This window comes from Diaphorobacter caeni (assembly GCF_015354245.1).
GTDB classification, from domain to species: domain Bacteria; phylum Pseudomonadota; class Gammaproteobacteria; order Burkholderiales; family Burkholderiaceae_C; genus Diaphorobacter_A; species Diaphorobacter_A caeni.
The window spans coordinates 459792-471356 of sequence record NZ_JADKYZ010000003.1 but is presented as its reverse complement, the minus strand read 5'-3'; the positions used below and the strand labels follow the sequence as shown (position 1 = coordinate 471356).

Genomic DNA, 11565 nt, shown 5'->3' with positions numbered 1-11565 from the left:
TGGCGGCGCAGGCGAGCCATTGGACAATGGCGCTTCATTTTCCACCCACCCAAACACAGTCAGAGGGGACTCCGCCATGTCACGCACGGTGCAAGAACTATTCAATCTCGAAGGGCGTACGGCGCTGGTGACCGGCGGGTCGCGCGGACTCGGTCTTCAGATGGCGCAGGCGCTCGGCGAGGCCGGAGCCAAGGTGGTTGTCTCCTCGCGCAAGGCGGCCGACCTGGAGGAGGCCGTGGCCACGCTCGCGGACAAGGGCATCGATGCACGCTGGATCGCGGCGGATTGCGCCAAGGAGGCCGACATCGTGCGTCTGGCCGACGAGACGCTGGAGCGGGTGGGCGACATCGACATTCTCATCAACAACGCGGGCGCGTCCTGGGGCGCGGCGGCGGAGGACTATCCGGTGGAGGCCTGGGACAAGGTGATGAACCTGAACATCCGCGGATACTTTCTGCTGAGCCAGCAGATCGGCAAGCGCAGCATGCTGCCGCGCGGCAAGGGCAGCATCATCAATCTCGCGTCGATCGCGGGGCTGGGCGGCAACCCGGTGGACATGAAGACCATCGCCTACAACACGTCCAAGGGCGCGGTGGTCAACTTCACGCGGGCGCTTGCCGCCGAGTGGGGCCCGCGCGGCGTGCGCGTGAACTGCATCTGCCCGGGGTTCTTCCGCACCAAGATGGCGACGGTGCTGATCGACACCGTCGGTGAAGAGAAGATGTGCGAAGGCGCGCCGCTGCGCCGTCTGGGGGATGACGAAGATCTCAAGGGCCTGACCCTGCTGCTTGCGAGCGACGCGGGCAAGCACATCACCGGCCAGTGGATGGCGGCGGACGGGGGCGTGAGTGCGGTGCTGGGCGGCTGAGTGGAAGGTGCGAACGGGTCGCCAGCGAAGGTGCCGCCAAGCAGCTATAAACATGCTTGTGGCCATTCTGGCCGAACCTGCTTTTCCCGGAGACCTCCTGTGCTGAATTTTCGCGCCGACATCCCTTTCGTGAACCTGTTGGGCTTCACGCTGCACCGCATGGAAAACGGCGAATCCGAACTCCATTACACACCCAAGCCCGAGCACCTGAACTCGCATGGCGTGACGCATGGCGGCGCGACGATGACGCTGCTCGACGTGGCGCTGTCGGTGGCGGCGCGCAGCGATGTGGAAGATCACGGCATCGTCACCATCGAGATGAAATCCACCTTCATGGCACCGGCCAGGGGCCCTTTGGTGGCCAAGGCGCGGAGGCTGCGCCGCACGAAGTCGATGGCTTTCGTCGAGGGCTGGGTCTATGACGCCGAGGGCGAGCTGTGCACCATGGCGACCGGAACCTTTCGTTATGTGCCGCGCGCCAAGCTTGGCGGCCATCAGGCGCCCGTCGCCACAGACTGATGCCTGACGCCACCGATGGATGCCACGGAGCCCCGCGCATGATGAACCGACCGCAGATGCAATGGACATGGAAGCGATTCGACGACCTGACGCCGCACGAGCTGCACGACGCGCTCGCGCTGCGCTGCCGGGTTTTCATTCTGGAGCAGGGGCCGTATCAGGATCCCGATGAGTACGACCAACTGTCCTGGCATCTGCTGGGCCGCGCGCCGGGCTCGGAGCACGGGGCTGCGCTGCTAGCGACGCTGCGGCTGCAGGGGCCGGGCGTGAAGTACGAAGAGGCGTCGATCGGCCGCGTGGTCTGCGCGCCCGAGATCCGGGGCCTTGGCATGGGCCGGGAGCTGGTCGCGGAGGGCCTCGCGCAGGCTGCACGGTTGTTTCCCGGCGCGTCGATACGCATCAGCGCGCAGGCGCATCTGCAGCGCCTGTACGGCGAGGCGGGGTTCCGGACGGTGTCGGATGAATATCTGGAGGACGACATCCCGCATGTGGAGATGCTGTACGTCCCCTGAGGGTGGCTGAACGGCGTTGCCGATAGGATATTGTGCTGATCTGATGTGATTCCGAGAGCCAACGACTAACAAGGAGATGACAACGTGAGCGAACTGATACTGCACCACTATCCCATGTCCCCGTTCTCGCACAAGATCCGGGCGATCATGGGCTACAAGCAATTGGCGTGGAAATCGGTGATCGTGCCGGGCTTCATGCCCAAGCCCGACGTCGAGGCGCTCACCGGCGGTTACCGGCGCACGCCGTACCTGCAGATCGGCGCCGACATCTACTGCGACACCGCGCTGATCTGCGACGTGCTGGAACACCACGAGCGCGCGCCCACCCTCTATCCCGAGCACCGCAAGGGACTGTCGCGGGTGGTCGCGCAATGGGCCGAAGAGCAGATGTTCTGGGCCGCCATGTCGTACAACTTCCAGCAGCGTGGACTGCAGGTGCTGTTCGCGAACGCGGATCGCTCGCTGGCCGAGGCCTTCGTGAATGATCGCAAGGCCATGGGCTTTCCGCTGATGAACGCGCCCGAAGCGGCGGTGAACTACCGCTCCGACCTGCGGCGCATCGCCAGCATGCTCGACGAGAACAAGTACCTGCTCGGCGATCAGCCCTGCATCGCGGACTTTGCGGTCTATCACCCGCTGTGGTTCACGCGCATCGCGACGCCGATTCTGGCCAACATCTTTGACGCGACGCCGCAGGTGCTCACCTGGATGGACCGCATTGCCGCACTTGGCGTGGGGCGCATGGAAAAGCTGTCGATGCAGGAGGCGCTGACGGTGGCGGCGAACGCGGAGCCAGCGGCACTGCCGGAGCACGAGGTGTTTCTGGACGACCACGGGGTTGAACTGGGCAGCAAGGTGGCGATTTCCGCTGAGAGCTTCGGGGTGGAGCCCACGATCGGCAAGCTGATTGCGGCGACTCGCACGCGCTACACGCTGGCCCGTGTCGATGCCCGCGTAGGCCACATGCACGTTCACTTCCCCCGCGTCGGCTATGTGATGAAGGCGCTTTGATTTTTTGTTCTGCCGCTGTTGACGAGGCCGGATCGGGTTCGATGGATGGGGCGTTGGTTTTTTGAAGTTGGAGACTTGGGGATGATCGAGAATTTTGCGGGCAAGACGGCGGTGTTGACGGGGGCCGCTTCGGGCTTTGGGCTGGAGTGTGCGCGCATCGGTGCTCGCTTGGGGATGAATCTGGTGCTGGTCGATGTGCAGGCCGAGCCGTTGGCCGCCGCGCAGGCGGAGCTTGGGGCGCTGGGCGCCAATGTGCTGGCGCGGCGGGTGGATGTGTCGAGTGCGGACGAGATGGACGCGCTCGGGGCTGCGGTGCTGGAACGGTTTGGTGCGCCGCATCTGGTGTTCAACAACGCGGGCGTGGGTGCGGCGGGTTTGATCTGGGAAACTTCGGCGCGTGAATGGGATTGGGTGCTGGGCGTGAACCTGCGTGGGGTGGCCAATGGAGTGCGGGTGTTCACGCCGATGATGCTGGCGGCCGCGCGTGGCGATGCGAACTGGCGCGGCCACATCGTCAACACGGCCAGCATGGCGGGGCTGCTGGCCACGCCCAATCTCGGGGTCTACAACGTCAGCAAGCATGCGGTGGTGGCGCTGTCGGAGACGCTGTACCAGGACCTGCAGTTGGTGACCGAACAGATCGGCGCGAGCGTGCTGTGTCCGTATTTCGTGCCCACGGGCATCGGCAAGAGCGAGCGCCACCGGCCCGACGCTCTGGCAGCGACCGAGACCACGCGCAGCCAGCAGGTGGGCGCGCAGATGCTAGACAAGGCGGTGGCCAGCGGCAAGGTCTCGGCCGAGGACGTGGCGAAGAAAGTCTTTGACGCCGTGGCCGACAACCAGTTCTACATCTACAGCCACCCCCAGGCGATCGGCGCGGTGCGGACACGCATGGAAGACATTCTGCAGACTCGCAACCCGAGCGATCCGTTCGCCGCGCGACCGCATCTGCGTGAACAGCTGCGCGAGCAGCTGCTCGGTGCCGCCAACGCTGCGAACACATCGAACGTCTGATGCCGATGAGCGCGCCGCCCATCGTCCACAACGCGCGACCGGCGCCGCTCGGCGCGCGCCATTTCGCGACGGAGATCGGTGACTGCGCGCTGGCATGGTCTGACGCGGGCATCGTCGCGGTGCAGTTGCCCGAGCCCGATGTGGCGCGCACGCTCGAGCGCTTGTTGCGCGGCTTGCGGCTCGATCGACCGGTGAGCGAGCTGCTGGCCGCGTCGCAGCCACAGCAGGCCATCGATGCGGTGCATGGGGTGCAGGCGCTGCTGCGAGGCGAGCCGCTCAACCTCCTCGACATTGAACTCGACCTGCGCGGCGTGCCCGAATTCGCGTGCCGCGTCTACGCGCTTGCGCGTGCCATTGCGCCGGGCGATACCCGCACTTACGGCGAGCTCGCGCGCGAGCTCGGCGATGTGCATCTGTCGCGCGCGGTGGGGCAGGCGCTGGGTGCAAATCCATTTGCGCCGGTGGTTCCCTGCCATCGGATTCTGGCGGCTGGCGACCGTGCCGGTGGCTTTTCCGCGCATGGCGGGGCAACGCAGAAGCTGCGCATGCTGGCCATCGAGGGCGCGTGTCCCGGCGGCACCCTGCCGTTGTTCTGAGACATTCCGATGACCGCACCAGCGCCCGCATCCCCATTGCTTGAAGGCGCGATATTGCCGACGCTGCTGCGGCTCGCCGTGCCCAATGTGCTGGCGTTGGTTTCGTCAGTGCTCGTCGGCATCGCGGAGACCTACTACGTCGGGCGGCTCGGCACCACGGCGCTCGCGGCCATGGCCATCGTGTTTCCGTTCGCCATGCTCACGCAGATGATGAGCAACGGCGCGATGGGCGGCGGCGTGTCGTCGGCCATCAGCCGCGCGCTCGGCTCCGGTGACCGCGAACGCGCGGGCACGCTGGCGCTGCATGCGATGGCCATCGGAGCAGGGGTGGGCGTCGCCTGTTCGCTGTTTTTCGTGCTCTGCGGGCCATGGTTCTTTCAACTGCTCGGTGGCCGGGGCGAGGTGCTGCGCGAGGCGGCTCTCTATGGACAGGTGCTGTTCAGCGGCGCCATGCTGGTGTGGCTGTGCAACACGCTGGCCTCGGTGGTGCGCGGCACCGGCAACATGCGCGTGCCGTCGACGGTGGTGATGGTCGTGGCGGTGCTGCAGATCGTGATCGGCGGCTCGCTCGGCCTCGGGCTCGGACCCATGCCGCACTGGGGCATGACAGGCATTGCGCTTGGCAACATCATCGCGATGGGGCTGGGCTCGCTGGTGCTGCTCGCGTATCTGCAATGGGGGCAGAAGACGCTGCCGATTCTGTGGCGCAGCGTGCGCTTTGCGTGGCCCATGTTCCGCGACATCCTGCGGGTGGGCGCGTTCGCCTGCCTCTCGCCCGTGCAGTCGGTGCTCACCGCGCTCATCATGACCGGGCTGGTCGCGCGCTTCGGGCCGCAGGCGCTTGCGGGTTACGGCATAGGCCAGCGACTGGAGTTTCTGCTCATTCCGATCGCCTTCGGCATCGGCGTGGCTTCGGTGCCGATGGTCGGCATGGCCATCGGAGCGGGGCAGGTGGCGCGTGCTCGCCGCGTGGCGTGGACGGCGGGCTGCGTGTCGGCGCTGGTGCTGGCCGTGCTCGGCGTGACGGTGATGCTCGCGCCCTCGCTCTGGTCGGCCATGTTCAGCACCGACCCATTGGTGCTCGCCAATGCCGATCTCTATCTGCGTACGACCGGGCCGGGTTTTGCGTTCTTTGGCCTCGGACTGACGCTGTACTTCGCATCACTGGGATCCGGCCGCGTGCTGGGTCCGGTTCTCGCGGGCTCGGCGCGTCTGGTGCTGGTGGCTGTGGTTGGAGCGTGGCTGGCGCAGCGCGGAGGCGACTCGGCCCAGCCCCTGTTCTGGCTGGCCTTTGCGGGCATGGTGGTCTACGGCATGACGACCGTGTGGGCCGTGCGGCGCACGCGCTGGGACTGAGATCGCAAACAGGCTCTGAGACCTCATCCAGAGCCGCCGCGCGCCGCTCTCCTCGCGCTCTTGTCTGGCGAGCGCAGGCTTCGCCGAACGCGTAACCATCGGATTTGGCGGGCTGTTCCGAAAAGCCAAGCGCTGTTCGAGGCGATTTCCTAGAATCGACAACCATATTGCCACTGCGCTTGAACACTCCGGCGTGCAGCCGCTCACCGGCTGGGCAACCCAAGAACAAGATATACATGGACCGTCTGATGACCGAACCCGCTTGCCAGCAAGCCGCAGCGCCTGCGCCGACCGATGGCTTGCCCATGCCGCAGCGGCGGCAGTCCATGCTGGTCATCATTCTTGGCATCACCTTGGCGGTGCTCGATTCGAGCATCATGAATCTGGCACTGCCCGACATTGGCCGGGAACTCAACGTCAGCGCCGCGCACGCCGTGTGGGTTGTCAACGCCTACCAGCTCGCCACGCTGGTGCTGCTGCTGCCGCTCGCGGCGCTGGGGGACCGCTTGGGATACCGGCGCGTCTATCTGGTCGGCATGGCGCTGTTCGCGCTGGCTTCGGTGGGCGCGATGCTGGCGCGCAGCCTGGAAACGCTGATTCTGGCGCGCGCGCTGCAGGGCCTTGGCGCGGCGGGTGTGATGAGCGTGAACGCGGCGCTCGTGCGTCTGACGTTTCCACGCAGCGGGCTCGGGCGCGGCATGGCGATCAATTCGGTGGTCGTGGCGACCGCGTCGATGGCCGGCCCGACGATTGCGGCCGGAATTCTCTCGGTGGCATCCTGGCCCTGGCTGTTCGCGATGAATCTGCCGCTGGGCCTGTTCGTGTGCTGGCTGGGACGGCGCGCCTTGCCCGTCAATCCACCGGCGGAGCGCAAGGGGCCGCGCTTTTCCGTGATTGACGTGGTTCTCAACGTGGCAATGTTCACGCTGCTGTTCCTTGGCGGCGAGCAGCTGGGCGTGCGCATTGGGGGCGGACAGAGTTCGTTCGCGGGAGGTCTGACGCTGCTGGGCATCGGCCTGCTCGTGGGCGTGTTCTACGTGCGACGGCAATGGCATCTGGCGGCGCCGATGTTTCCGGTCGATCTGTTGCGCATTCCCGTGTTCGCGCTGTCGATGGGCGCGTCCGTCAGTGCCTTCTGCGCGCAGATGCTTGGCTTTCTGGCCATGCCGTATCTGCTGCTTGAGGTGCTGGGCTACAGCCATATGAAGGCCGGCATGGTGATCACGGCGTGGCCGCTCGCGACCGTGGTGTTCGCGCCGATTGCCGGACGTCTGATCGGTCGCTTTCAGGACGGGCTGCTGGGCGGCATCGGCATGGCGATGTTTGCCGCGGGCCTGCTGGCGCTCGGCCTCATGCCCGAACAACCGGCCGACTGGAACGTGATGTGGCGCATGGCGTTGTGCGGCGCGGGCTTCGGGCTCTTCCAGTCGCCCAACAACCACACGATCGTGAGCTCGGCCCCGATGCACCGCAGTGGCGCGGCCAGTGGCATGCTGGGCACGGCGCGGCTGACCGGCCAGACCTTGGGCGCGGTGCTGCTTGCCGCGATCTTCGCGATCTGGCCGCAGCATGACGGCTTTGCCGAATCGGTGGCGCTGTGTCTGGCCGCTGGCAGCGCGTTGATCTCCGGCTTCTTCAGCTCGCTGCGCATCACGCGCGGCGCAGATGGCGCGAAGGCTCCGGGCGGGCACTGAGGTCCAGCAGCCCGAACAGGTCCTTGGGATCCGGCAGATCGGGGATCAGCTCGATGGATTCGAGCAGCCCGGCCCGCCGGCCCAGTTCGCGCAGCGTCCGCAGCGCCGAATAGTCCTCCAGCGCGAACCCCACCGAATCAAACACCGTGATGTCGTCGTCTGAGCTGCGGCCCGGTGCCAGCCCCTGCACCACGCGCCAGAACTCGGTCACCACAAAGTCGGCCGGCATCTGCTGCAGATCGCCTTCCACGCGCGTCTGCGGTTCGTATTCGACGAACACCGAGGCGCGGGCGAGCACGGCGGCCGCAAGCTCCGTCTTGCCGGGGCAGTCTCCACCCACGGCGTTGAGGTGCATGCCGGGCGCGAGCATGTCAGCGCGCACGATGGTCGCGCGTGCCTTGTCGGCGGTGAGCGTGGTGACGATGTCCGCGCCGCGCACCGCGTCTTCAGTGGAGTCGCAGATCCGCGCCGTGGCGCCGTGTTCGCGCAACGTCGGCGTTATGTTGCGCAGCAGCTTGGCCGAGGCGGCCGCGTCCACGTCAAACAGCCGAAGCTCGCGCACGCCGAGCAGACTGACGAAGGCCAGCGCCTGGAATTCGCTCTGCGAGCCATTGCCGATGAGCGCCATGCTGCGGCTGCCCGGCCGCGCGAGGCGCCGTGCGACCATCAGCGAGGTGGCGGCGGTGCGCAGCGCGGTCGTCAGCGTCAGCTCGCTCACGAAGCGCGGCGCGCCCGTCGCCACGTCAGCGAGCGCGCCGAAGGCCATCACCGTGGGGAGGCCATGCCGGGTGTTGCCGGGATGACCGTTGACGTATTTGAACGCGTAGTCCGTCGCGTCGGCCACGGGCATGAGCTCGATCACGCCGTGGGCTGAATGCGCGGCCACGCGTGCGGATTTGTCGAAATCCTGCCAGCGCGAGAAGTCCGCCTCGATGGCGTCGGCCATCAGGCGCAGGCACTCGACCACGCCGGTGCGGGCCACGAGTCGCGCGGCGTTGCTGGCGCTGAGGAATTCGGTGTGGACGGCGGACATGATGGGCTCCAGAAGATGGCATGACTAGGTTCTCATGGCCATGAACCAATCCCAAGAGCCTGATATGAGCGATTTGCCTGATTTACTGCGCAATTGGCCACGTCAGAATGACACTATGCACAGTCTCGACGCCACCGATCAGCAGTTGCTGGCCCTGTTGCGCCACAACGCCCGTGAAAGCATCGCCACGCTCGCCACGCGGCTGGGCGTCTCGCGCGCGACCGTGACCAACCGGCTGCGCCGCCTCGAAGACGCCGGCGTGATCGTCGGCTACACCGTGCGCCTGCGGCCCGAGGCGGAAACCGGCGGCCTGCGCGCCTGGATGAGCATCGCCATCGAAGGAAACGACGCGCGGCGCGTCTCGGCCTCGCTGCTCGGCGAGCCCGCCGTGCAGGCCCTGCATGCGACCAACGGCCAGTGGGATCTGCTGGCCGAGCTGCAGGTGCGCTCGCTGCCCGAACTCTCCCAGGCGCTGGAGCGCATCCGCCTCATCAAGGGCATCCGGCATTCCGAGACCAGCATTCACCTCGAGACGCTGCGCGCGGGCGGAGTCTGATCAACCCTCTGGCGGGGATGGATGGACGATCTCCCGCGCCAGGCTCTGTACCGACAGCGGCGCACAGCCTTCCGCATGATTGCTGATGGCGACGTAGGCGTTCTGCCCGTGTGCGGAGAAGGTGCGGATGAGACGGGCCAGCTCGGCGTGCAGCGCGGGTTCGGGGTGGTGGATGCGGTCGTAGGGGCCATACAGCTTCTCGGCTTCCGCGTAGCCGTACGGGCCGTGGATCGGGTGCAGGTTCCAGCGGCAGACGAGCGGGCCGGGCCAGAGCCTGCGCAGCAGCGCGAGTTGTTCGGCGAGCGGCGGCATCTTGGCGTGCAGGCCGAGGCAGTAGGTGGCGCCGGCGGACCGCAGGGCGTCGGCGAACAGCGGCAGCATGTCGGGCGCGAGCCATTGCGGGTCGCGCACCTCGACGGCGATCACGCCGTCCGGCGCGTGAGGCCGCAGCGCGGGCAGGGCTGCGAGCATGGTGTGCAGTTGTTCGATCACTGCGGGCAGGCGATCCAGCATGTGCCAGGGCAGGGGATTCAGCTGAAAGACCAGCGCGCCAAGCGTCTGGCCGAGGCCTTCGAGGGCCGGGGCGATGAATTCCTGCACCGCGAGTTCGGGGCTGAGAAACGCGGCGTTGGGCTCCTTGCCGCGCCCGTCTTCACTGCGCACCAAGGCGTCGCTGAGCAAGCTCGGCGCTTTGACCATGAAGCGGAATCCGGCAGGCACCTGCGCGGCATAGCGGGCAAAGTCGCTGGCCGAAAGCGGGCGGTAGAAGCTGCGGTCGATGCTGACCGTGCGCAGCAGCGGATGCTGGGCGTAGATCTCGAGCCCCTTCTTGGCGAGCGTCTGCTCGGATGGCGCGTTCTGCCAGACCATGCCCTCCCAGCCGGGATAGCTCCATGAGGAGGTGCCAAGGCGCACCGTGTCGGGCAACGCTTTGCCGAGCGCGATCAGCTCGTCGCTCCAGAGCGCGGCCTGCAGGCTGCCCTTGCGTGGGGCGGTTGATCGCTCGGGGGTGGTTTCGGCCTTGGGCCGCTTCTCGCGTTCCGGCTTGGGCGCGAGGGCCTCGGGCGTGCCGAAAAGGTCATCTTGATCGTGCATTGCGCTGCGAACTTACCATCGATCCAAGGGGCTCACGAGAACAGCCCTCCCTCGTCGAGCAATTCGAAAGCGATTTCGGGGCGCTGCTCCATGGCCTTCTTGATGGCGGCGGGAATCGACTGGCGCGTCTTCTTGCACAGACCCGGTTGCTCGTTCACCAGAATCGCGATGCCGCGCAGGCTGCGGACCTCGCTGGGGCCGAGGCGGATGGTCAACTCGATCCCCAGCTGTTTTTGGAGCAGGTCCTGCAGATGACGCAGATCCTGCAATGACACCAGATTTTCAAGGCGTTGCAGCAAGCGCTTTTCCTCTTCGCGCGTGAGTCGCATCACCCGCAGGTCGGCATCCGGCGCCTGCAGCAGCGCCTCGCGCCCGCAGACACATGCGCCGGGCGGGCATTCGGTGCGGATGGCGAAGGGCAGGGGTGTCATGGTTGATGTTCAGCTTTTGTTCAGCATGCGGCGCCAAAAATGTTCGGTTTGCGCTGAAGGCCTCGCGAGAAGGCCCTGTGGGTGAAAACTCGGTTACACGCGTCCCGCCGTTCAATCGTATAACAGTCGCTGATAGCCTGTGCCGAGTTCGCCTTGGTTTCGAGAATCCATAAAGATAACGCCATGATGTTGCCATCCGTGCAGCGTTCCGTCCTGTGTGGCGGGCTGCTCCTTGTTTCTTTGCTCCCTTTCCGTGCCTTCGCCGCCGGAGCGACCGTCGAATCTCCGTCGCCGCTTGCGGGCTGGACGCTGGGCTACGCCCCGTACACCTATCATTTCTCGGATGCCAAGAAGGAGCACGACTTCGAGCCCGATGACGAGAAGCACAAGTACGTCTGGCTGGTGACGGCCGAAAAGCAGTTCGGCGAGCGCAACGTGGCGGGGTTGGCGCTGTTCAGCAACTCCTTTGGTCAGTTCAGCCAATACGCCTATTACGGCTGGATGTTTCGACCGTTCGACAGCACGCAGCAGTTCTATGTCAAGCTCACCGGCGGGGTGATCCATGGCTACAAGTACCCGTACAACAAGAAGATTCCGCTCAACAACAAGAGCGGCTGGGGCGTGACCGTCATTCCCGCGGTGGGCTGGGATTTCAGCAGCCACTGGGGAGCGCAGCTCAATCTGCTGGGCAACTCGGGGTTGATGTTCCAGGCGAACTACACCTTCCGCTGAATCGCCCGCAACGCCGCGTGCGGCCTGCGGCAAACGATTGCTGACACACCCGATCGAGTGCCTCGTCGGGGCGGTCTGCTCGCTGTGGCAAACTCTATCGTTTACTTTGCCCCAATGGAGTCGATCCGGATTGTTCCGGCGAGAACCG

Annotated in this window: 13 protein-coding genes; 10 read left to right on the top strand and 3 right to left on the bottom strand. The window is 66.1% G+C overall.

Translation table 11 applies throughout. The features are described 5' to 3' along the window. Positions 1 to 76 precede the first annotated feature (76 nt). The 8 genes from ISG32_RS09870 to ISG32_RS09835 all read left to right on the top strand — a co-directional run bounded on the left by ISG32_RS09870 (position 77) and on the right by ISG32_RS09835 (position 7570). Positions 77 to 868 (top strand): SDR family oxidoreductase, encoded by a 792-nt coding sequence (locus tag ISG32_RS09870; protein ID WP_194770828.1) that lies wholly within the window; start codon positions 77 to 79, stop codon positions 866 to 868. Positions 869 to 967: 99 nt separating this feature from the next. Next, a complete protein-coding gene (locus ISG32_RS09865) occupies positions 968 to 1387 on the top strand; it encodes a PaaI family thioesterase (RefSeq protein WP_194770827.1) in 420 nt (139 codons plus the stop codon). Between the two features lie 38 nt (positions 1388 to 1425). Next, a complete protein-coding gene (locus tag ISG32_RS09860) occupies positions 1426 to 1899 on the top strand; it encodes a GNAT family N-acetyltransferase (protein ID WP_228529700.1) in 474 nt (157 codons plus the stop codon). Positions 1900 to 1983: 84 nt separating this feature from the next. After that, positions 1984 to 2910 carry a glutathione S-transferase family protein gene (locus tag ISG32_RS09855; protein ID WP_194770826.1) on the top strand — a complete coding sequence of 309 codons (927 nt, stop codon included), beginning with the start codon at positions 1984 to 1986 and terminating at the stop codon, positions 2908 to 2910. Positions 2911 to 2991: 81 nt separating this feature from the next. Further along, positions 2992 to 3924, top strand: coding sequence for an SDR family oxidoreductase (locus tag ISG32_RS09850; RefSeq protein WP_194770825.1), 933 nt, complete (start codon positions 2992 to 2994; stop codon positions 3922 to 3924). Next, positions 3924 to 4520 carry a methylated-DNA--[protein]-cysteine S-methyltransferase gene (locus tag ISG32_RS09845; RefSeq protein ID WP_323745918.1) on the top strand — a complete coding sequence of 199 codons (597 nt, stop codon included), beginning with the start codon at positions 3924 to 3926 and terminating at the stop codon, positions 4518 to 4520. Before ISG32_RS09850 ends, ISG32_RS09845 begins: the two co-directional genes overlap by 1 nt. Positions 4521 to 4529: 9 nt before the next feature. Further along, the gene (locus ISG32_RS09840; RefSeq protein ID WP_194770824.1) at positions 4530 to 5876 is read left to right on the top strand and encodes an MATE family efflux transporter; all 1347 of its coding nucleotides are present in this window, start codon (positions 4530 to 4532) and stop codon (positions 5874 to 5876) included. 248 nt (positions 5877 to 6124) lie between these two features. Continuing rightward, positions 6125 to 7570: an MFS transporter gene (locus tag ISG32_RS09835; protein WP_228529699.1), complete on the top strand. Its 1446-nt coding sequence runs from the start codon at positions 6125 to 6127 to the stop codon at positions 7568 to 7570. Here ISG32_RS09835 and ISG32_RS09830 read toward each other — a convergent pair. Then, complete coding sequence (locus tag ISG32_RS09830) at positions 7527 to 8603, bottom strand: ornithine cyclodeaminase (RefSeq protein WP_194770823.1); 1077 nt, start codon at positions 8601 to 8603, stop codon at positions 7527 to 7529. The genes ISG32_RS09835 and ISG32_RS09830 overlap by 44 nt on opposite strands. A gap of 115 nt (positions 8604 to 8718) precedes the next feature. Here ISG32_RS09830 and ISG32_RS09825 point away from each other — a divergent pair, with 115 nt between their 5' ends. After that, a complete protein-coding gene (locus ISG32_RS09825; protein WP_228529698.1) occupies positions 8719 to 9159 on the top strand; it encodes an Lrp/AsnC family transcriptional regulator in 441 nt (146 codons plus the stop codon). Here the strand turns inward: ISG32_RS09825 and ISG32_RS09820 are convergent, their stop codons facing one another. Together ISG32_RS09820 and ISG32_RS09815 are read right to left on the bottom strand one after the other, a co-directional pair. Continuing rightward, positions 9160 to 10254: a DUF72 domain-containing protein gene (locus tag ISG32_RS09820; RefSeq protein ID WP_194770821.1), complete on the bottom strand. Its 1095-nt coding sequence runs from the start codon at positions 10252 to 10254 to the stop codon at positions 9160 to 9162. Positions 10255 to 10286: 32 nt separating this feature from the next. Further along, complete coding sequence (locus ISG32_RS09815; protein WP_194770820.1) at positions 10287 to 10685, bottom strand: hypothetical protein; 399 nt, start codon at positions 10683 to 10685, stop codon at positions 10287 to 10289. A 183-nt stretch (positions 10686 to 10868) separates the two neighbouring features. On the opposite strand from ISG32_RS09815, the gene ISG32_RS09810 reads away from it, so the two are divergent. Then, entirely contained in the window at positions 10869 to 11417 is a 549-nt protein-coding gene (locus ISG32_RS09810) for a hypothetical protein (protein WP_194770819.1), read from the top strand. Positions 11418 to 11565: the final 148 nt, after the last annotated feature.